At 69.4% G+C, this 20,131-nt stretch carries 21 protein-coding genes and 1 riboswitch; of the genes, 5 read left to right on the top strand and 16 right to left on the bottom strand.

What is annotated here, in order from left to right:
- Window positions 1-50: 50 nt before the first annotated feature.
- A complete protein-coding gene (locus tag ASC79_RS15735) occupies window positions 51-1,553 on the bottom strand; it encodes an NAD(P)/FAD-dependent oxidoreductase (protein ID WP_056022461.1) in 1,503 nt (500 codons plus the stop codon).
- A gap of 217 nt (window positions 1,554-1,770) precedes the next feature.
- Between ASC79_RS15735 and ASC79_RS15730 the strand changes: the two genes are divergently transcribed.
- Window positions 1,771-2,565: an SDR family oxidoreductase gene (locus ASC79_RS15730; protein ID WP_056022465.1), complete on the top strand. Its 795-nt coding sequence runs from the start codon at window positions 1,771-1,773 to the stop codon at window positions 2,563-2,565.
- On the opposite strand, the gene ASC79_RS15725 is transcribed toward ASC79_RS15730, so the two are convergent.
- The gene (locus ASC79_RS15725) at window positions 2,562-2,942 is read right to left on the bottom strand and encodes a group III truncated hemoglobin (RefSeq protein WP_056022467.1); all 381 of its coding nucleotides are present in this window, start codon (window positions 2,940-2,942) and stop codon (window positions 2,562-2,564) included. The two genes, ASC79_RS15730 and ASC79_RS15725, sit on opposite strands and share 4 nt — an antisense overlap.
- A 391-nt stretch (window positions 2,943-3,333) precedes the next feature.
- On the opposite strand from ASC79_RS15725, the gene ASC79_RS15720 reads away from it, so the two are divergent.
- Window positions 3,334-4,134, top strand: a complete 801-nt coding sequence (locus ASC79_RS15720) for an outer membrane protein (protein ID WP_056022470.1) — start codon at window positions 3,334-3,336, stop codon at window positions 4,132-4,134.
- 58 nt (window positions 4,135-4,192) lie between these two features.
- Here ASC79_RS15720 and ASC79_RS15715 read toward each other — a convergent pair whose 3' ends face one another.
- The 3 genes from ASC79_RS15715 to ASC79_RS15705 form a co-directional block, all read right to left on the bottom strand.
- Window positions 4,193-5,317 carry a hypothetical protein gene (locus tag ASC79_RS15715; RefSeq protein ID WP_056022473.1) on the bottom strand — a complete coding sequence of 375 codons (1,125 nt, stop codon included), beginning with the start codon at window positions 5,315-5,317 and terminating at the stop codon, window positions 4,193-4,195.
- Window positions 5,318-5,414: 97 nt separating this feature from the next.
- Window positions 5,415-5,603: a hypothetical protein gene (locus ASC79_RS15710; RefSeq protein ID WP_056022476.1), complete on the bottom strand. Its 189-nt coding sequence runs from the start codon at window positions 5,601-5,603 to the stop codon at window positions 5,415-5,417.
- A gap of 228 nt (window positions 5,604-5,831) precedes the next feature.
- On the bottom strand, window positions 5,832-6,596 hold the full coding sequence (locus ASC79_RS15705; RefSeq protein ID WP_056022479.1) for a hypothetical protein: 765 nt from the start codon (window positions 6,594-6,596) through the stop codon (window positions 5,832-5,834).
- A gap of 161 nt (window positions 6,597-6,757) precedes the next feature.
- Here ASC79_RS15705 and ASC79_RS15700 point away from each other — a divergent pair, with 161 nt between their 5' ends.
- Together ASC79_RS15700 and ASC79_RS15695 are read left to right on the top strand one after the other, a co-directional pair.
- Window positions 6,758-7,249 carry a pyridoxamine 5'-phosphate oxidase family protein gene (locus ASC79_RS15700; protein ID WP_056022481.1) on the top strand — a complete coding sequence of 164 codons (492 nt, stop codon included), beginning with the start codon at window positions 6,758-6,760 and terminating at the stop codon, window positions 7,247-7,249.
- Between the two features lie 278 nt (window positions 7,250-7,527).
- Window positions 7,528-8,193, top strand: a complete 666-nt coding sequence (locus ASC79_RS15695; protein ID WP_082532159.1) for a Crp/Fnr family transcriptional regulator — start codon at window positions 7,528-7,530, stop codon at window positions 8,191-8,193.
- Here the strand turns inward: ASC79_RS15695 and ASC79_RS15690 are convergent.
- The 11 genes from ASC79_RS15690 to ASC79_RS15640 all read right to left on the bottom strand — a co-directional run bounded on the left by ASC79_RS15690 (window position 8,190) and on the right by ASC79_RS15640 (window position 19,276).
- Window positions 8,190-8,786: a sensor histidine kinase gene (locus ASC79_RS15690; RefSeq protein ID WP_056022486.1), complete on the bottom strand. Its 597-nt coding sequence runs from the start codon at window positions 8,784-8,786 to the stop codon at window positions 8,190-8,192. The genes ASC79_RS15695 and ASC79_RS15690 overlap by 4 nt on opposite strands.
- 172 nt (window positions 8,787-8,958) lie before the next feature.
- On the bottom strand, window positions 8,959-9,750 hold the full coding sequence (gene cobS / locus ASC79_RS15685) for an adenosylcobinamide-GDP ribazoletransferase (RefSeq protein WP_056022489.1): 792 nt from the start codon (window positions 9,748-9,750) through the stop codon (window positions 8,959-8,961).
- The gene (gene cobT / locus ASC79_RS15680) at window positions 9,747-10,775 is read right to left on the bottom strand and encodes a nicotinate-nucleotide--dimethylbenzimidazole phosphoribosyltransferase (RefSeq protein WP_056022492.1); all 1,029 of its coding nucleotides are present in this window, start codon (window positions 10,773-10,775) and stop codon (window positions 9,747-9,749) included. The genes cobS and cobT overlap by 4 nt, the downstream gene beginning before the upstream one ends.
- The gene (locus ASC79_RS15675; RefSeq protein ID WP_056022495.1) at window positions 10,772-12,238 is read right to left on the bottom strand and encodes a cobyric acid synthase; all 1,467 of its coding nucleotides are present in this window, start codon (window positions 12,236-12,238) and stop codon (window positions 10,772-10,774) included. Before ASC79_RS15675 ends, cobT begins: the two co-directional genes overlap by 4 nt.
- Window positions 12,226-13,149: an adenosylcobinamide-phosphate synthase CbiB gene (gene cbiB, locus ASC79_RS15670; protein ID WP_056022498.1), complete on the bottom strand. Its 924-nt coding sequence runs from the start codon at window positions 13,147-13,149 to the stop codon at window positions 12,226-12,228. Before cbiB ends, ASC79_RS15675 begins: the two co-directional genes overlap by 13 nt.
- Entirely contained in the window at window positions 13,139-13,915 is a 777-nt protein-coding gene (locus tag ASC79_RS15665) for an ABC transporter ATP-binding protein (protein ID WP_056022500.1), read from the bottom strand. The genes cbiB and ASC79_RS15665 overlap by 11 nt, the downstream gene beginning before the upstream one ends.
- Window positions 13,912-14,889 carry an iron ABC transporter permease gene (locus tag ASC79_RS15660; protein WP_056022503.1) on the bottom strand — a complete coding sequence of 326 codons (978 nt, stop codon included), beginning with the start codon at window positions 14,887-14,889 and terminating at the stop codon, window positions 13,912-13,914. Before ASC79_RS15660 ends, ASC79_RS15665 begins: the two co-directional genes overlap by 4 nt.
- Window positions 14,886-15,737, bottom strand: coding sequence for an ABC transporter substrate-binding protein (locus tag ASC79_RS15655; RefSeq protein WP_056022506.1), 852 nt, complete (start codon window positions 15,735-15,737; stop codon window positions 14,886-14,888). The genes ASC79_RS15660 and ASC79_RS15655 overlap by 4 nt, the downstream gene beginning before the upstream one ends.
- A 5-nt stretch (window positions 15,738-15,742) precedes the next feature.
- The gene (gene cobO / locus ASC79_RS15650; protein WP_056022509.1) at window positions 15,743-16,360 is read right to left on the bottom strand and encodes a cob(I)yrinic acid a,c-diamide adenosyltransferase; all 618 of its coding nucleotides are present in this window, start codon (window positions 16,358-16,360) and stop codon (window positions 15,743-15,745) included.
- The gene (gene cobD / locus ASC79_RS15645) at window positions 16,357-17,352 is read right to left on the bottom strand and encodes a threonine-phosphate decarboxylase CobD (RefSeq protein ID WP_235528766.1); all 996 of its coding nucleotides are present in this window, start codon (window positions 17,350-17,352) and stop codon (window positions 16,357-16,359) included. Before cobD ends, cobO begins: the two co-directional genes overlap by 4 nt.
- The gene (locus tag ASC79_RS15640; protein WP_056022515.1) at window positions 17,333-19,276 is read right to left on the bottom strand and encodes a TonB-dependent siderophore receptor; all 1,944 of its coding nucleotides are present in this window, start codon (window positions 19,274-19,276) and stop codon (window positions 17,333-17,335) included. The genes cobD and ASC79_RS15640 overlap by 20 nt, the downstream gene beginning before the upstream one ends.
- A gap of 105 nt (window positions 19,277-19,381) precedes the next feature.
- Window positions 19,382-19,570: riboswitch (cobalamin riboswitch) on the bottom strand.
- 28 nt (window positions 19,571-19,598) lie between these two features.
- Between ASC79_RS15640 and cobU the strand changes: the two genes are divergently transcribed.
- Complete coding sequence (cobU, locus tag ASC79_RS15635) at window positions 19,599-20,108, top strand: bifunctional adenosylcobinamide kinase/adenosylcobinamide-phosphate guanylyltransferase (protein ID WP_056022518.1); 510 nt, start codon at window positions 19,599-19,601, stop codon at window positions 20,106-20,108.
- Window positions 20,109-20,131 lie beyond the last annotated feature (23 nt).

The following is a 20,131-nucleotide window of genomic DNA, read 5'->3' as shown; positions in this document are numbered from 1 at the left end:
CGCGGACTCTCAAAGAAAGGCGGCGCCTCGGGGGAGGCGCCGCAGCCGGATCAGCCGTAGACGAGGGCTGGTTCGTCGAGATCGACCTTCGGCAGTTCGTCCTTTTCGCTCCAGTAGTCCTGGGTGTGGCGCCACTCGGGCTTGTCGATGCTCTTGGGCATCAGGTGCAGCCCGCGCATCAGGTAGCCGGGGTTGAAGTTCTCCGGATCGATCCAGGGCAGCAGTTCGCTGGCCTGGTCCTCCGGGCGCAGGGCCGGGACCACCTTCTTGGCGCCCTTCTCCTCCATGTGCGCCAGCAGGCGGGCCACGAAGTCGCCCATCAGGTCGGCCCGCAGCGTCCAGGAGGCGCGGAAGTAGCCGAACACCCAGGCCAGGTTCGGGACGCCGGTGAACATCATGCCGCGATAGGTGACGGTGCTCGACCAGTCGACCGGCTTGCCGTCCACCGCGAACGGGATGTCGCCCATGACGCTGAGGTCGAAGCCCGTGGCGCTGATGACGATGTCGGCGGCCAGCTCCTCGCCCGACTTCAGCAGGATGCCGTTCTCGGTGAAGCGCTCGATCTCGTCGGTGACGACCGAGGCCTTGCCCGAGGCGATGCCGCGGAAGAGGTCGCCGTCCGGGATGAAGGCGATGCGCTGGCGCCAGGGGCGGTAGCGGGGGGTGAAGTGCTTATCGACGTCGAACTGCTCGCCCAGGAACATGCGTACGCCGGCCAGCAGCTCGGCCTTGACCGCCTCGGACTCCTCGACCGCGCGCTTGGTGAAGGCTGCGCCGTCGAACAGCCGCTTGCGGCGGACGATCTCGTGAACCCAGGTCTCGTCGATCTGGAGCTGGCGCAGGGTGTCGGCCAGTTCGTCCACGTTGCGCCCCGGCACGAAGTAGGTCGGCGAGCGCTGCAGCAGCGTCACGTGCTCGGTCTGGTCGGCGATGTTCGGGACCAGGGTCGCGGCGGTGGCGCCCGAGCCGATGACGACGACCCGCTTGCCCTTCAGGTCGATGTCGTCGGGCCAGGTCTGCGGGTGGACGATGCGGCCCTTGAAGTCGGACATGCCGGGCCACTGCGGCGTGTAGCCCTGATCGTGCTTGTAGTAGCCCTGGCACATGAAGAGGAAGTTGGTGGTGAACTGCGCCTTGGTCCCGTCGGTGCGCAGCACGTCGACGGTCCAGAGGTTGTCGGCGCTGGACCAGTTGGCGTCGACGATCTTGTGACCATAGCGGATGTGGCGGCCGAGATCGTTCTCGTCGATCACCTCGTTCATGTAGCTGAGGATCTCGGCGGCGGTGGCGATCGGTGCGCCGACCCACGGCTTGAACCGATAGCCGAACGTGTAGAGGTCGCTGTCGGAGCGGATGCCCGGATACTTGTGGGTCACCCAGGTGCCGCCGAAGGTGTCCTTGGTCTCCAGCACCACGAAGCTGGTTCCCGGGCGCTGGGTCTGCAGATGATAGGCCGCGCCGACGCCGGAAATCCCGGCCCCGACGATCAGGACGTCGAAGTGTTCGACGGCGGTGGAAGCCGGACGCTCGGCGATCATGTCGGTGGCGGTCATCTGTTCCCTTAACCCTAGAAGCGGGCCGCTCGCCGCGGCCTCATAAGTTATCGCTGATAATGAACAAGGCGCCGACGCGCCGTCAAGCACTTGCGTGAGGCGCGCCGGACCGGTTTTTCGAAATACAAGCTTGGCTGGAAGACGCCCTCCGTGGGGTCAGTCTTTCGCGCCCGCCCCGCGCGGGGCTAAGCTCGCCGCCAAACCAAGGGAGAGAGACATGGGCCAGGAACTGGCGGGCAAGGTGGCCTTTGTGGCCGGCGGATCGAGCGGCATCAACCTGGGCATCGCCAAGCGGTTCGCCGCCGCCGGCGCCAAGGTCGCGCTCATCAGCCGCAGCGCCGAGAAGATCGAGGCCGCCGCCAAGGAAGTGGCCGCGTTCGGCCCCTGCATCGGCATGGCCGCCGACGTGCGCGACTATGCGGCGGTCGAGGCGGCGCTGAAGCGTACGCATGACGAGCTGGGTCCCATCGACATCGTGCTGTCGGGCGCGGCCGGCAACTTCGTGGCCCCGGCCCTGGGCATGAGCGCCAACGGCTTCAAGACCGTCGTCGACATCGACCTGATCGGCACCTTCAACGTGCTGCGCGCCTCGTTCGAGTTCCTGAACCGCCCGGGCGCCTCGCTGATCTCGATCACGGCGGGCCAGGCCGAGCGCGCGTCGATGTACCAGGCGCACGTCTGCGCGGCGAAGGCCGGGATCAACATGCTGACCAAGTGCCTGGCGCTGGAATGGGGACCGGCGGGCGTGCGGGTCAACGCCATCTCGCCCGGGCCGATCGCCGACACCGAGGGCATGGCGCGGTTGGCCCCGACGCCGGAGGCCGAGGCCCGCGTCAACAGCCGCAACCCTATGCGCCGCTATGGCCAGAAGGACGAGATCGCCGACATGGCCATCTTCCTGTCCACCGACAAGGCGGCCTATGTGAACGGCGCGATCATTCCGGTCGACGGCGGCAGCGGGGCCGGCGACGCCAGCGGCAATGCGCTGGGCAACTATGCGGCGGTCTACTAGCCGGCCGGCGCGTCCTGAGCCGGCCGATAGAACAGGCCGAGCTTGAAGCTCTCGGCGATGCGGGCGGCTCTCGCCTGCAGTCCCTGGGCGATCGGCGGGACATAGGTCTCGTCGGTCGCCTCCTTCCACAGCGCCAGCCAGCGGTCGAACATCGGCGGGGTGATCGGCTGGCGCAGGTGCGCGGCCATCGGGCGGCCGGTGAAGCGGCCGACGCCCAGCAGCCCGGCGGCCCAGAACTGGGCGATGTGGTCGAGGTGATGGTCCCAATCGTCGACGGCGCCGTTGAACACCGGCCCGATCAGGTCGTCCTCGCGCGCGCGGCCATAGAAGCGGCCGACAAGCTCGCGCAGATTCTGGGGCGTCACTTCCGAATGCATGACAGCGAGATAGGCGCGCGCTGAGGTCGGCGAAAGCCCGCAATTGTCCGGAGGTCCCGGCGCACATCCACAAAAGCCGCAAAATTCATGCCGAATATCGTTCGATATCAAACGACCGATCCGTACGCTTTTTTGTCGGCGGCCTGGCCGACCGATGGCGAAGCGGCGTTCCAAGCGACCCCCGATAAGCGCTCGTTCGAGGCCAAATCTTGCCGTTTCGGCGCCGGCCATAGGTCGGCGGATTCTGGTTTCAAGGGGGCGCGGCGCCAACTGTGACTGACCGGTCACACCCTTCGCAGACCGGTGAAATACAAGGGGTTCAACCATTGTGACGGCGGCATGACAGGCATAGCTGGGCCTCAGTGTTTCAAGCCCAAAAGGGGACAAGAACGTGAAGACCCAACTGATCGCGACGGCCGCTGCGGCCGCCTTTTTCGCGCTGACCGGCGCCGCTCAAGCTCAAACCGTCGGCCATGCCGGCGTCAACTACGGCCGCACCCAACTGGACGCCGGCGCGCTCGGCGACACTGACGCCGACGTGTTCCAAGGCGAGGGCGCGGTGGCCTTCGACGTCGGTTCGTCGCTGCGCGGCGCCGTCGATGGTTCGGTGACGAACTTTGACGCCGACGGCGGCGACGCCACCACCTGGGCCGTGACCGGCCACCTGAACAAGACCTTCGACGGCGGCCTGGCCGGCGGCTTCCTGGGCGTCAACAAGAGCGACGACGTGACCCTGTGGGCCGTGGGCGCCGAAGCCCAGTTCAACGTGACCCCGCAGACCACCCTGTACGGTCAAGTCGGCTACGGCCAATCGGACGACCTGGACGACGTGGACTTCTGGGCCGGCCGCGCCGAGCTGCGCTACTTCGTGACCGACAATTTCAAGCTCCAGGGCTCGGCCGGCTACACCAAGGCTGACGCCACCGGCGGCGACCTCGACATGTGGAATGTCGGCGCCGACGCCGAGTACCAGTTCGCCGGCACCCCGTGGAGCGTCACGGGCGGCTACGAGCATGGCGAAATGGACGACGTCGACCTGAAGGCCGACACCTTCAAGATCGGCCTGCGCTACACCTTCGGCGGCACCCTGCGCGACCGCGACCAAGCCGGCGCGTCGCTGGGTTCGACCACCAACCTGTTCGGCGGTTCGCTGGGCCAGGGCGTGATCTCCGCGATCGGCGCCGCCTACTAAGCTTTCGATCGTCTAGATCGGACGCGGGCGCTCCCGGCTTCGGCCGGGGGCGCCTTTTCTATGAAAGATGGACCGGCTCGACCGAGACGGTGTTCAGGCTGGCCTCGAAGTCCATGAAGATGTCGATCAGCTCGTCGACGCCGATCCGCTGCAACTGGCCGGCCGGGAACCGGAACCGCCAGAAGCTGGCGACGTGCTCGATGGCTGAGAGCCGCTCGCCCAGGCTGTTGAACATCGCCGGCGCGCGCAGCAGGAACTCGCGGAACGAGGCCGGATTGCTGTGCTGGGTCATCGCGGCGTAGGCGGTGTCGTAGGCGGCCAGCGACTCCGTCACCGCCGCGGTCGCCGAGAAGATCCAGCCGCGCAGATCCTTCTTGATGCGGGTGATGTAGACCCGATCCTCGGCCTCCATCGGGCCGACCGGGCGGATCACCGAGATCTCGTCGACGACCTTGCGGATGCGCGGCAGCAGGTCGCGCAGCTGCCATTTGTAATAGAGGAAAGCCTTCCAGCAGAAGACGCCCTCGCGGAACTGCTGGGCGTCCATGTTCATCACCCGCCGCAAGGGCTCCAGCTCGGCGCTGTTGGCGTCGGAGAGCAGCTTGGAGAGCAGGGTCGCCGACTTCGCCGCGAAGGCATGGCCGTCGCCGAACGACATCCGCACCAGCGGCTCAAGCTCCAGCCGCGCCGAGGCGGCCATCCGCTCGACGTCGCCGTCGGAGAGGTTGAAGTAGCAGGCCGCCGGGGTGAAGCCATTGGTCTTCAGGCTCTCGCGCATCAGGAACGGATCGAGCGAGGGCAGGCCGGCGATGATGTCGAGCACCAGCCTATCTCGCGATCCGCGGCGCAGATCCTCGGCGAAGGAGGCGTCGGCGACCTCCTCGAAGTCGCGCTGGCCGACGAACAGGAACCGCGCCCCGTAGCGCAGCTCGCGCTCGGCGATCGGCAGCAGGATCTTGGTCGCGGTCTGAACCGGATAGTCGAAGAGGTCAGCCTCGCTGCCGCGGACGCGGTGTTTGAGGATCATGCTGCGGTTCAGCAGCGAGTTGCGGAAGAAGGGGTTTTCCTGGTGGTCGGGCTTGCTCCCCTCACGGAGGGATATTTGCCAGAGGTTCAGGACCCGGGAGGTCGCAGCGCTCTTCTTCAGATACTCGAGGCTGCGGAAAGTTCGATCACGCGACACGGTAAATCCCCCAGACACCGCGTCGTAGGATCGACGGCGGGCCCCTTCAAGGCACAATCAACAATTGCAACGCCGCTTCCGCCTGCCTGCCGGGCGGTTAGACGCGGACGTCGAACGTTCGGCCTTCTTCACGGCCATCGAGGGGGCGACTGGGTACGACCCTGGCTTCGTCTGCGAAGCCGAGTTCCTGCATGGTCTTGGCCAGATGCGCCGCCGCCAATTGCGTCATCGGCGCGGCGCGGCTCCAGAGACCTTCACCCAGAAAATGAAACTCCACCTTGAACATCGGACGATCTTTCTAATCGCGACGTGGGGGAAGGCTGCGCTCTCATGGTTATCAAATGGTGAAATATACGTATGTTCCGTGAACTTTGTTCGCTGAGCGCCTTCATCGTCGTCGTGAAGACACACAGCCAAACGGGTCCGACCAGCGGCCGAACCCGTCCTGCCCCGCCGAATTTCCGGCGAGGACGATATTGAACATGATCGACGCGCTGGCGGCGCCGAACCGTCTCTAGGCTTGTTGGGTCGCGCCCAGCGGCATCGGCATCGGAGCGCCCGGCGGGCGGCCGATCCAGATCTGGCCCGAACGCGCCATCACCTCGCCCGCGCCGTCGAACAGCGCGACGCCGGCGAAGTGCTTGCGGCCCTCGACCTCGCGCGCCCAGGCGACGACGACATAGGTCTCGCCCGCCTTCGGCTTGCGCAGGACCTCGCCGGCCATGGTGCCGAGCAGACCAACCGGCGAGCCGGCCTTGATCCACCAGGCCATCGAGCCGGAGCAGTCGAGCGCGCCCCAGGTGACTTCGTCGGGAATGGTCCCGTCGGCGTCGGCGAAGTTGGCGTGCGGCGTCCAGACGCCGGCGCAGTGACCGACCGGCGCGCCGTCGATCTGACCGACATAGACGCCCAGGCCCTCACCGGCTTCCCGCTCGATGCAGCAGGAGAAGCAGCCCCGGTGCAGCGAGCGCTCGGCGAACGGCGAGGCCGCACCGAAGGCCTTGGCCTCCTCGATGCTGGGCGGCGCAGGCGGCGGATTGGGAATCTGGCTGTCCTCGGCCGGGCGGGCCGAACCCAGCACCGCGCCTTCGGCGTTGACCAGCAGGACGCCATCGCCCTCGCCGGGCTGCAGCGTCACCGCAGTGTCGAGGGGCACGCCGGCACGCAGCATCGCCACGCCGCGGCCACCGACCGCGTTGGAGAGCACGCCGCAGATGTAGCCGCCATTGGCCGTGAAGGGAGGTCCCCGAAATTGGCGGGGAACGACGATCTCGCTCATCGAAATGATCTCAACTTTGAATCGGCAGTCGAAAGAATGAGCTCATCATGGCCCATGCACATGCTCCCTGGGAAGCATGACGCGAGGGAAAGCGACGCTTCGTCCCGGAACCTCGGCTTTGCTTTGGGGTTCATGTGAAGGTCCGTCAGCGAGGAAACGTCATGAGCATCGACATGAACGACCGCGCCGCCGTCGAGCGGAAGCTTTGGGAAGACATCGAACGCCACCAGACTGGAATGCTGGGTCTGGCCGGCGACACCGCCCTGCAGCCCATGACAGCATTCGTCGAACGCGACGGAGAGCGACTGTGGTTCTTCACGCGCGCGAACACCGAGCTGGCCAGCCAGATCGGCCAGCGGCGCGCCGGGCTGTTCGTCTTCCAGCAAAGAGAAGTGCAGGCCTGCATCACCGGCGAACTGACGCTGCAGCACGATGTGGCGCGCATCGCCAAGTACTGGAACGCGGTCGTCGCGGCCTGGTATCCGCAGGGCAAGGACGATCCGCAGCTGACCTTGATCAGCATGGACTGCCGCGATGCAGAGGTCTGGTGCTCGCAGGCCGGCCCGGTGACCTTCGCTTGGGAAATCGCCATGGCGAACGCCAGGAAGCACGAGCCGCACCTGGGCGGACGGGCGAACCTGCACTTCCATTGAGCCCTGTACAGCCGCGGGCGCAGGTATACTTCGGTTCAATCTGAGATTTCCGAGAACGGCGGTCGATATTCGCCAGTTCTCGTGTGGCTGATCACTCCGTAGTTTTATTTTCGCTACGCCGTCGGGAAGTTGTGTCGTGTTCACGACAGTCATCAACGCTGCGTCAGACTAGGTTAACGCCAAGCCTTAAGGCGACGCTTGATTCTCCCCCACGAAGGTCTCCGAGTTCAGTGCAAAATCGCTTACTCGCCGCACTGCCGCCGGAGGATTTTGGTCTGATGGCGCCGCACCTGACCCATATGGACCTTGAGCGCGCCCGACTCCTGTACGAGCCCGGCGACCGGGTAGACGTGGTCTACTTTCCGCACGACGGCGTGGTCTCGATGATGACCTTGATGGAGAACGGCGCAGCCATCGAGAGCGCCACCATCGGACGAGAAGGCGCTGTCGGGCTGTCCTCGGCCGTCGCGCCGCGGCACTCGCTCTCGCGCGCCATCGTGCAGACGCCCTGCCGGTGCTCGCGCATCGGATCGAGCCAGTTGCACGACGCCTGGCTGAAGAGCCCGCGCATCCGGGACATGGTCGACCGCCACGCCGAGGCGCTGCTGGGACACACCACGCAGTCGGCGGCGTGCAACGCCCTGCATTCGGTCGAGGCGCGGTTCTGCCGCTGGCTGCTGACCTGCCACGACCGGATCTCGACGGACTCCGTGGCCCTGACGCAGGAATTCCTGGCCGATATGCTGGGCGTGCAACGCACGACCGTCACCGCCGTGGCGCGGGTGCTGCAGGACAAGGGGCTGATCCGCTATCGGCGCGGCATCGTCGACATCGTCGATCGCGAGGGCCTGAGCCAAGCGGCTTGCGAGTGCTACGACGTGATCCGGCGCAACTACGAACGCCTGCTTCCGTCGCCGCCCACGCCGGACGGCGCACGCGCCTAGAGCGTGAAAGCCAGCCGCGCCGTCACCCCGGCCCGGGTCTCCAGCTTGAGATCGCCGCGCACCTGGGCGGCCAGGCTGCGCACGAACCACAGCCCGAAGCGCTCGCGACCGCTGGGCGCGGCAGGATCGAACCCGCGGCCGTGATCCATCACCAGAAGCTCGTAGCGGGCCTCGCCCGGAAGCCTGGACAGGCGCACCTCGACCTGGCCGGGAGCGTCTTCCGGGTACGCATGGGCCAGGGCGTTGGCGACCAGTTCATGGACGATCAGGGCCAGGGTCGAGGCCGCCTGGTCGGGCGCGATGATCGGCTCCATAGCGACGACCACTTCGGTTGGACTGGCCGCCTGACGCCGCCGCCAGATCGGCGCCATTTCGAGCAGATAGTCCTGGAAATTGATGCCGCCCTCGCAGCGGTGGCGCTCAAGCGCGCCAACCGCACCGATCGCCTCGGCGATCCAGATCAGCTGGCGGCGGGCCTCAGGTTCAGACGTTCTCTGCCCACGCATACGGGCCAGAGCCGAAATGAGTTGGAAGGTATTGGCAGCCCGGTGACGCATCTCCGCCCGGACTTCGTCGTGATCGTCGTCCGTCATTCGCTCGCTCGACGTCTCACGTCTCCTCGCTCCGAGATCAATTATATCTACCGTTGCTCACGAAGTTTCCCTCGCGGCGGCAGTCATCTCGGAGAATCAAACAATATGCGGCGTACACTTACGGCGAAAGCTGAATAGTTCCCGCCTAGGTCGTGGAGTTTGAACCCGATTCTCAGGGTTCGGAAACCGGCCGGACCGACCAGGCCAGGGCGGCGGCGACGCCCAGAGTGAAGCCCAGCTCGAACACCTGCTCGATCGCGCCGAGCACATCGCCGGTGTAGCCGCCGAGCAGCCGGCGAGCGGCCAGGGCCAGGATCAAGGCCAGCAGCGCGCCGCCCGCCAGCGCCTGGAACACCACGCCTGACGGCGAGAGGGCCAGCGGCAGAGCGGCGAAGGTCAGGGCGGTCAGCACCTCCCAGAAGCCCAGATCAGAGGGCGCGGGCTTCCACTTGCCGCCGTCGACGTCGCGGACATAGGCAAGCGCGCGCATGGTCAGAACCGCCGCGCCGCGCCCCCCGGCGTGGGCCGCGACGAGGGTCCAGGCGCCCAGCCCGGCGGGCAGGGTCGCCAGCGCCGCGATCTTGATCGCCAGCACCAGGCCAAGGCCGAGCGCACCATAGGTCCCGATGCGGCTGTCCTTCATGATCTCCAGCCGGCGCTCGGGCGTTGAGCCGCCGCCCAGGCCGTCGGCGGTGTCGGCCAGACCGTCCTCGTGGAAGGCGCCGGTCAGCAGGACGCCGACGGCGATGGCGAGCAGGGCGGGCAGCGCGCCGCTCCAGAGCTGCGAAGCGCCCCAGAACACCGCCGCACAGGCGCCGCCGACCATCAGGCCGATGAGCGGGAAGTATCGGGCGCTGCGCGAAATCCAGTCGAGCTCGAAGCCGGGCAAGGCGGGCGTCGGCACGCGGGTCAGGAACTGCACCGCGCAGAGCAACAGCTGAAGCTGACGCCAGGCGAAGCTCACAGGCGTCCGGCCAGCACGTCGTCGAGACTGGCGACCTCGCGCAGCATCGCGGCGGCGGCGCGGACCATGGGCAGCGCCAGCAGCGCGCCGGTCCCCTCGCCCAGGCGCATGGAGAGGTCGAGCAGCGGGTCGGCGTCGGCCGCCGCCAGCACGATGGCGTGGCCCTTCTCGGCCGAGCGGTGGGTGAAGATGCAGTAGTCGGCGCAGGCCGGCTCGAGTCGGATGGCGGCCAGGGCCGCAGTGGAGGCGATGAAGCCGTCGATCAGCACCGGCGTCCGAGCGGCGGCGGCGCCAAGGATGGCGCCGGCCATGGCGATGATCTCCAGCCCGCCGAACTGGGCCAAAACCTCGCGGGGGGCCGTAACGTCGCTGCGGGCCGCCGCCCGGCCAAGCACTGAATGCTTGCGGGCAAGGCCCTCGGCGTCATGCCCGGCGCCCAGGCCGATGCAGTCGGCCAGCGGCGCGGGGGCCAGGCGATGCAGGATCAGGGCGGCGCTGGCGCTGTTGCCGATGCCCATCTCCCCGACCGCAAGCACCTGCACGCCGTCCGCCTCGACCGCGTTGCGGGCGATGGCGGCGCCGCGCGCCAGGGCGCGCTCGACCTCGTCGGGCGTCAGCGCCGGGCCGTGCTCGGCGTTGCGCGTACCCTTGCGGACCTTGGCGTCGATCAGGTCCGGATGCGGCGCGAGATCGGCGTCGACCCCGGCGTCGACGACCATGACCTGGGCGCCGACCGCGCCGGCGAAGGCGTTGGCGCTGGCCTTGCCGGCCAGCAGGGTGGCGACCATCGCCGTGGTCACCGCCGACGGATAGGCCGAGACCCCGGACTGATTGAGGCCGTGATCGCCGGCGAACACCAGCAGCAGCGCCTTGTCGAAGCGCGGGTCGGGGCGGCCGGCTATGAGCGCCAGACGGACGGCGAGATCCTCGACCTTGCCCAACGCGCCGGGCGGCTTGGCCTTGCCGTCGACGATCGCGCGGAAAGCGGCCTCCTGGCTGCGGTCGAGGGGAAGGACGGGGTTCATTTGCGAAGCTCCAGGCCGGCGATGGCCGCCAGACGGGGAATGTCGAAGGACGACTGCAGCACGGCCGCGATCTCGTCCAGGGCCGCGTCCACCCGGGCGGTCTGGTCGAGACCATCGGAGGCCGCGCCCAGCGGCGCCAGCAGCGCGGCGCGCGCCTCGGCCCGGTCGAACAGGCCATGGACGTAGGCGCCGGCGATGCGTCCGTCGGCCGACTGCGCGCCCTCCCCCGCCCCATCCTCGCCGATCAGCATCGGGCGCTGGAGCGCCGGGCCCGTGGTGCGGCCGACGTGGATCTCGTAACCGGTGAACGGTGCGCCCGAGGCCAGGCGGCCAGCGGCGGAGCGCAGGACCTTGTCGCCCGTCAGCACGGTCTCGACGTCGAGCAGGCCGAGGCCCGTGGCCTCGCCGGGCGGCCCCTCGACCCCGTCGGGGTCGGAGATGCTGCGTCCCAGCATCTGGAACCCGCCGCAGATCCCCAGGACCCGGCCGCCGCGCCGGACGTGGGCGGCGAGGTCGATGTCCCAGCCCTGCGCGCGCAAGAAGGCCAGGTCGGCGATTGTGGCCTTGGTGCCCGGCAGGATCACGAGATCGGCGTCGCCCGGCAGCGGCGAGCCGGGCGGCACGAAGCCGAACTCGACGTCCGGCTCGGCCCGCAGCGGATCGAAGTCGTCGAAATTGGCGATGCGCGAGAACATCGGTGCGACGATCCGGACCTTGCGGCCCGGCCCGGTTCGCGCCCGGTCCAGAACCACGGCGTCCTCGGCCGGCAGGCGGCGAGCGGCGGCGAGCCAGGGCGCCATGCCCAGGTCCGCCCAGCCGGTGCGGGAGACGATCTCGGCGCGGCCGCCATCGAACAGGCTGGGATCGCCGCGGAACTTGTTGATCAGGAAGCCGGCGATCATGTCGCGATCTTCCTGCTCCAGCACCGTATGGGCGCCGACCAGGGCGGCGATGACGTGACCGCGGTCGATGTCGCCGACCAGCACCACCGGGACCTGGGCGGCGCGGGCGAAGCCCATGTTGGCGATGTCGCCGGCCCGCAGGTTGGTCTCGGCCGGGCTGCCAGCGCCTTCGACGATGACCAGGTCGCTCTGCGCCTGAAGGTTTGCGAAGCTCTCCAGCACCACGTCCAGCAGGGCGGCCTTGCGCTCCTGATAGCCGCGCGCCTGCCAGGTTCCGGCCATCAGGCCGCGGACGACGAGCTGGGCGCCGACGTCGCTCTGGGGCTTGAGCAGCACCGGGTTCATGTCGACGGTGGCGGGCGTGCGGCAGGCGATGGCCTGCAGCGCCTGGGCGCGGCCGATCTCGCCGCCGTCGATGGTGACCGCGGCGTTGTTCGACATGTTCTGCGGCTTGAACGGCCGCACGCGCAGGCCCTGGTTGGCGAACACCCGGCACAGGCCCGCGACCAGCACCGACTTGCCGACGTCCGAGCCGCATCCCTGGATCATCAACGCGGCCACAGCAGTCCTCCAAGGGCGAGCGCGGCGGCCAGCGCCGCGCAGGCGCGCAGATAGAGCCCAAGCCCCCGCCCCAGGTCCAGGGGCGTCGGGCGCGGGCCCTCGCCGAATGTCGGGCGGTCGTGCGCGACGCCGTCATAGCTGGCCGGGCCCCCGAGCTGCACACCAAGCGCGCCGGCCATCGCCGCCTCCGGCCAGCCGGAGTTGGGCGAGGCGTGATTGCGGGCGTCGCGCAGCATGACACGCCAACCGCGGCCGGCGACCAGGGCGATCAGCGCGCCAGCCAGGCGGGCGGGGATCAGGTTCATCAGGTCGTCGGTGCGCGCGGCGGCCCAGCCGAAGCAGCGATAGGGCTCCTCGCGGTGGCCGATCATGCTGTCGGCGGTATTGACGGCCTTGTAGGCGAAGAGCCCGGCGAGGCCGAAGGTCAGGAACCAGAGCAGCGGGGCGACGACGCCGTCGTTGAAGCTCTCGGCCAGGCTTTCGAGGGCGGCCGAGGCGACGCCGTCGGCGTCCAGCGCGGCGGTGTCGCGGCCGACGATCATGGCGACGGCGGCGCGGGCGGCGGGGAGGTCGCCGGCGTCCAGGGCCTTCGATACGGCGGCGACGTGGTCGTAGAGGCTGCGGGCGGCGAGGCCGAGAGAGCCGAGGCCTATCGTCAGGATCAGCGCCCAGCCTTGCAGGAAGCTGTCGAGCAGGTGGCCGGCGCCGCCAGCCAGCCCGACGACCAGCAGCAGGGTCAGCACGCCGGCCAGACGCCGGCGCAGATCGCCGCCGTGATTGAGCGCGGCTTCAAGCCGGCGCAGGCTGGCGCCGATCCAGACGACCGGGTGGGGAACGCGCAGCCGGGCCGGATAGCCGAAGGCGCCCTCCACCGCCGCGGCGGCGAGCACGACCCAGGGATCAGCCGCCACGCCCGACGATCTCGATCAGCGGACCGCCCTCGCCCTGGATCACCCGGGCGCGGACGCCGTAGGCGCGCGCCATGACTTCGGGCGACAAGGCCTCGGCCGGCGGGCCGTCGGCCAGCACCTTGCCCGCCGCCATGACGATGATGCGGTCGGCGATGCGCGCGGCCAGCGAGAGGTCGTGCAGGGTGACGATGACGCCCTTGCCCTGGTCGTGCGCCAGGGTGCGGAAGAGCTCGCCGGCGTCGAGCTGGTGGCCGGGATCGAGGCCGGTCAGCGGCTCGTCGGCCAGCAGCCACTCAGGCTCGCCGGCCAGGGCGCGGGCGATCAGCACACGGCCGCGCTCGCCGCCGGACAAGGTCGTGACGTCGCGGTCGCCCAGTTCGACCACCCCGGCGGCGGCCATGGCGCGGTCGATCGCGGCGGCGTCCTCGATCGAGAGGCCGCTGGAGCCGATGAAGGGCGTGCGGCCGAGCCCGACCAGGATCCGCGCCTCGACGGCCCAGGCGACCTCCTGGGTCTGGGGCAGGACGCCGACGCGGCGGGCGCGGGCGCGCGGGGCCATGGCCAGCACGTCGTCGCGGTCGAGATCGACGCGGCCGGACTGGGGCCTGCGCAGCCCCGCCAGGCAGGCCAGCAGCGTCGACTTGCCGGCGCCGTTGGGCCCGAGGATGGCGGTGACCGTGCCGCTCTCGAAGGCCGCGGTGACGCCGTCCACCACCGGCTTGCCGCCGAGGCGGACGCGGACGTCCTGGGCGTGCAGGCGGCTCATGCGATCCTCCGGCGCAGGGAGAGCAGCAGGGCGAAGAAGAACGGCCCGCCCAGCACGGCCATGGCGACGCCGAGCTTCACCTCGCCGGCGGCAGGGGTCAGGCGCACGGCGATGTCGGCGGCCAGCACCAGCACCGCGCCGCCCAGGGCGCTGGGCCCGAGCAGGCCGCCGGGCTGGGCGCCGACCAGCGGCCGCAGCAGGTGCGGCACGATCAGGCCGACGAAGCCGATGACGCCGGTGACCGCCACGCTGGCCCCGGCGGTGAGCGCGACGCCCAGCGCCAGCATCCAGCGCACGGCGACCATGTTGACGCCGAGCGAGCGGGCGCCGGTCTCGCCCAGGGTCAGGGCGTCGAGGCTGCGGCCGATAGCCAGCAGCAGGCCGCAGCCGACGGCGATCAGCGGCAGGGCGGTCTGTACCTCGGGCATGCTGCGGTCGGCCAGCGACCCCATCAGCCAGTTGACGATCTCGTTCACCGCCCAGGGGTTGGGCGCCAGGCTGAGCGCCAGGGCGACGCCGGCGCCGGCCATGGTCTGCAGGATCACGCCGGCCAGCACGAAGGTGACGATGCTGGAGGCGCGCCCAGAGAGGGCCAGCAGCAGGAACACCGCGACCAGGGCGCCGAGCATGGCGAACGCGGTGATCACCCAGGGGTCGGCCGCGCCGGCGCCCAGATAGAGCGTCAGCACCGCGCCGAGCGCCCCCATCGAGGAGACGCCGAGCGCGCCGGGGTCGGCCAGCGGGTTGCGGGTGTAGCCCTGCATGGCGGCGCCGGCCATGCCGAGCGCGGCGCCGACGGCGATGGCCAGGATGGTGCGCGGCAGCCGCAGCTCGAAGATGATCGACCAGCGCGGATCGCCGGGGTTCAGCCAGTCGGACAGCGGCACCCAGACCCGGCCCGCGGCCATGCTGACCAGCGACAGCAGCACCAGCAGCACGCCGAGGGCGAGAAGGGTCGTGCGGCGGCGGGTCATGCACCCCTCCGCTTGGCGAGGGCGTCTTCGCGGGCCTTGGCCAGCATGCGCGCAGTCTCGATCAGGACTGGGCCTCCGCAGAAGGTCAGCTGCTGGGGGAAGGTCGCACGGTGCATGCGCCCCGCGACCCGCGAGAGGGCGGGATGGGTGAGGACGCGGTCTGCCCAGGTCGGGGCGCCGGGCTCGGCCTCGCCGGCCAGCAGCACGTCGGGCGGATCGGCGACCAGCAGCTCCAGCGGAATGTTGCCGGTGCGCTTGAGCCCATAGCGGGCGGCGGCGTTGTCGAGCCCGCAGCGGCGCATCATCTCGTCCATCATCGTCCCCGGGGCGGTGGCGAAGCCGCCGGCCTGGTAGGTGATCGCCGACAGGCGCGGCGTTCCCGGACGCGGGGCGGCGGCGGCCAGCGCGGCGCGGACCTTGGCGATCACCGCCTCGCCGCGTTCGGGGCGATGAACCGCGCGGGCGACCTGACGGACTTGGGTCAGGCTCTCTTCGACGGTGTTGGGCACGGCGAACAGTTCGGCGCGGATGCCCAGGCGCCCCAGCGCCGCGCGGGTGGCGGGGGAGGAGTGGCGGCCGGTCAGCACCAGGTCGGGGCGCAGGGCCAGAACCTCTTCGGCGCTCTCATAGGTGAAAGGATAGCTCGCCCCGAGCGGGCCGATGCTGGAGGAGGTCGGCTCGTGTGAATAGTGGCTGATCGCCGCCACCTGGGCGCGGTCGGCCACGTGGACCAGGATGACGTCCAGGCAGGGGTTGAGCGAGACCACGCGGCGCGGCGCGCGGACCGGCGCGGCCCCGCCGAGGCCCACCACGGCGCCCGCGGCGAGCGCCGAGCGCCGGGTGAGCATCCAGCTCAAAAGTCGATGCCCCGCTGGGCCTTGATGCCCTGCTCGAACGGATGCTTGACCAGGGTCATCTCTGTGACCAGGTCGGCGATGGCGAGCAGTTCAGGCTTGGCGTTTCGGCCGGTGATCACGACGTGCTTGTCGCGCGGGCGGGCCTGGAGGTCGGCGACCACCTTGGCGATGTCGAGATAGTCGTAGCGCAGCGCGATGTTCAGCTCGTCGAGGATGACGAGGTCGAGTTCGGGGTCGTGCAGCATCTCCAGAGAGGTCGCCCAGGCGGCCTGCGCGGCCTCGATATCGCGGGCCCGGTCCTGGGTGTCCCAGGTGAAGCCCTGGCCCATGATCTCGTAGCGGACGTTCTCGGGGAAGCGCTTGTAGAACTGGCGCTCGCCAGTGATCCACTTGCCCTTGATGTACTGGACGATCCCGACCTTCTGGTTCCAGCCCAGGGCGCGGGCGACCATGCCGAAGGCGGCGGTGGACTTGCCCTTGCCGTCGCCGGTGTGGACTAGCAGCAGACCGGGGGCCTCGTCGGTCTTCTCGGCCATCATGGCGTCGCGCTCGGCCTTGAGCGCCTGCATGGCCTTCTTGTGCTCTTCGTTCTTGCGGTCTTCGTCGTCGCTCATCGGCTAGAGCCCTCCAGAGCCGCCTTCAGGCGCGGCCAGTCCTTGGGTTTCGGCAGGCCGAACCTGAGCCAGGTCGGCTGATCGGGAAAGGGCCGCGTGAGCACGCCGCGGCGCGCCAGGGCGGTGAAGCGTCGGTGCGCGTCCGCCGACGCCGCCAGCCGGAAGAGCGAGGTTCCGCCCAGCACTTCGAAACCGGCGGCGGTCAGCAGCGCGTCCAGGCGGGCCGCGTCCCGCGCCAGCCGCACTCGCGTGCGCTCGGCCCAGGCGTGGTCGCCATAGGCGGAAAGGCCCGCGGCGATGGCCTCGGCGCCGACCGGCCAGTCGCCGAACTGGGCGCCGATGCGCGCGGCCAGGCCCGGCTCGGCGATGGCGAAGCCCAGGCGCACGCCCGGCAGGCCGTAGAACTTGCCGAACGAACGCAGGACGATGGTGCGCGGACCGGCCGCAGCGGCGACGCTGAGGTGCGGCGCGGTCTCGACGAAGGCCTCGTCGACGATGAGCCAGCGTTCGCCGACGTCGGGCGCGGCGACCGCGGCGCCGTCGGGATTGTTCGGATTGACCAGCACCACCGCCTCGGCCGCCGAGGCGGCGATCTGGCTTGCGTCGATGCAGGTCACCTTGGCCCCGGCCAGGCGCCAGGCCTCGGCGTGACCCCCATAGGTCGGCGAGACGATCGCCGCCGAGCGGGCGCCGAGAATACGCGGCAGGGCGCGCAGCGCCGCCTCCGTGCCTGGGACGGCGACCACGCGGTCGGGGGCGACGCCGAATGCGCGGGCGGCGGCGGCCTCGAGAGCCGCCACCTCCTCCGGATCGGGCAGGCGGCGCAAGGCCGCCGGATCGGCCCGCCGCGCGCGATATGGCCGCGGATTGATCCCCGTCGACAGGTCAAGCCACGGCGCGGGCGCGTCCGGAAACGCAGCCCTCGCCGCGGCCAGCCGGCCGCCGTGGCGGAGGAAAACCCCCGCGTCTGGATCAGAAGCTGGCGCGGACACCGGCATAGACCCCACGTCCCGGTGAGCCGTAGTTGCGGGTGGTTTCATAATCGTCGTCGAAGGCGTTCTCGACGCGGCCATAGACCTCGAAGGTCTCGTTGACCGGATACGACGCCCGCAGGTCCAGCAGTGTGTAGCTCTGCAGGGTGTAGCTGTTGGCGGCGTTGTCGTAGCTCTTGCCGACATAGCGGATCGAGCCGCCCAGGCTGGCTTCATTCTCCCAGGTGTAGGTCACCTGGATGTTGGCCTGATGCTCGGGCCTGCGGGCGAGGTGCTTGCCGCGGTTCACGTTGCCCGGCGAGGCGTTCTCGGTGTCGGTCCAGGTGTAGTTGGCGCTGACGTCGAGCGGGCCAAGATCGGCGCTGCCTTCCAGCTCGACCCCGTGGGCCTTGGTCTGGGCGGTGTTGGCGTAATAGCCGAAGCGGCGCACGCCGTTCACGAAGCACATCGGGTCGGTGGTGGTCGAGGTGCAGGAGAAATAGTCGATCTGGTTGTCAGTCTCGCGGTTGAACCAGGTCGCGCGGACCATGAACCGATCGGCGAAACGCTGTTCGATCCCGGCGTCCCAGCCGTCGGCTTCCTCGGCTTCCAGCGCCAGGTTCCCGTACTCCGAATAGAGTTGATAGAGGGTCGGCGCCTTGAAGCCCTGGCCGAAGCTGGCCCGCAGCACGGTGTTCCCGTCGTTGAGCGACCAGGCGGCGGCGAGCTGGCCGAGGGTCGCGTCGCCGAAGGTGTCGTGGCTGTCGCGGCGCAGGCCAGCGGTCAGCGTCAGACCGGCGAACACTTCACCCTGCACCTGGGCGTAGATCCCGTCGATACCGGCCTTGGCGCGGGTCACCGGCGGATTGGGGACGAACTCGCTGGGCGAGGCCGTGCGCATGGAGGCGTCCTCGGTCTCGCCGCCGAAGGTCGCGGTCCAGGCGTCGTTGATCGTCCAGACGCCCTGGTACTCCCAGCGCTTGTTCTCGCCGCGGGCGTCGAAGGTGGTGGTGGTCACCGCCTGGTCCGGATTGGTGTTCTGGCGGTTGGTGCGAGTGTAGGCATAGGCGACGCGGTTGGTCAGCGCGCCGTCGAGCAGGTTGAAGTTCACCGCGCCGTAGCCGACGAACTCTTCGGTCTCGCCGTACTCGGGGGTGTCGCCGAAGCTGTAGGTCGGCGGCGGGAAGCCGTCGAAGCCGTTGCGGCCCTTGGAGTAGACGCCGCGCAGGTCGAAGGAGAGGTTCTCGGTCGCGGTGAACAGGGCGCGGCCGCTGACCCCGGTGTTCTCGTAGCCGTCCTTTTCATCGCCCAGGCGGTAGGAGGAGACGCCGTCGGTGTCATAGCGGCCGGCGGCCAGGCGCCAGGCCAGGCGCTCGGTCTTGCCGCCCGCGCCGGCGCGGAAGTAGGTCGTGCCCATCGAGCCGGCTTCGGCGGCGAGGTCGGCCTCGAACGGCTCGGTCGCCTCGCGAGTGATGATGTTGACGACGCCGCCAATGGCCTGGCTGCCCCACAGGGTCGACTGCGCGCCGCGCAGCACCTCGATGCGGCCGATGTCGCCGGCCAGCAGGTTGGAGAAGTTGTATCCGCCGCCCGTCGTCGACGGGTCATTCAGCTTCACGCCGTCGATGATGACCACGGTCTGGTCGGCCTCGGCGCCGCGGATACGGACCGAGGTCGAACCGCCGACCCCGCCGTTGCGCGAGAACGACACGCCCGGCATCGACGACAGCAGCGTCGAGACGTCGACCGTCTGGGCGGCTTTGATAGTCTCGTGATCGAGCACACTGACGCTCTGGCCGACGCGGTCGGCGGCCTGCGGATTGCGGTTGGCGGTGACCACCAGCTCGCCGACGCTGGCGATGGCGACTGGCGCGGCGGTCTGGGCGAGCGCACTGGTGGCGAGGCCGCAGAGCGCGGCCGTGGTGGCGAATAGAACGTACTTCATCGGGTTATCCCCCTGACGCATGACGACATGACCCGCGCTTGCACGCAGGTCGACGGACGCCGTCTCTCGGGAAAATTCCCCGTTCGCGCGCTCCCACCGAGCGTACGAAGGACGACCGCGTCAGGCAGGTCTCCTGGCTCACGGGTCACAGCCTTTGCGCGCCGCCTTCCCAGACTGTCGTCCAGTGGCATATGACGCGCGGGCTCGCCGCTTACAGTTGCGGGGGCAGCCCAGGTTTCACACCTGAGTTCCCTATTAATCCCCTCTCGGGGAACCTGTCGCGGGGCCTGCCTAGGCTTTGCCATGCGGAGCGTCAATCCAAATGAGCCTGACCTTCGTCCTCGGCGGCGCGCGCTCCGGCAAGACCAGCTATGCGCTGCGAGAGGCTTCGAACCATTTCGGAAATCGCCGGGTGATGGTCGCCACGGCGCAGGCGCATGACGCCGAGATGGCCGAGCGGATCGCCCGGCATAGGGCCGAGCGCGGCGACGGCTGGGTGACGATCGAGGCGCCCTTCGAGCTGGCCCGCGCCGTGGGGGCGCTGGGCGCAGGCGACGTGGCGGTGGTCGACTGCCTGACGCTCTGGCTGACCAATCACATGCTGGCCGACGCCGACCTGAGCCAGAAGACCGCCGAACTGACGGCGGCGCTGAAGGCCAGTCCGGCCGCGCTCTATGTCGTCTCCAACGAGGTCGGCCAGGGGATCGTGCCCGACAACGCCCTGGCCCGCCGCTTCCGCGACGAAGCCGGATGGATGAACCAGGCGATGGCGAGCGCCGCCGACCGCGCGGTGCTGGTCGTCGCGGGACTGCCGTTGGTGCTGAAGGGCTGAGGCGGCGTAGACTACACTCTCTG

The sequence above is a fragment of the Phenylobacterium sp. Root1290 genome (assembly GCF_001425305.1).
Taxonomy (GTDB): Bacteria; Pseudomonadota; Alphaproteobacteria; order Caulobacterales; family Caulobacteraceae; genus Phenylobacterium.
The sequence above is the reverse complement of the archived record's forward strand: the minus strand, read 5'-3'. Positions and strand labels throughout refer to the sequence as shown.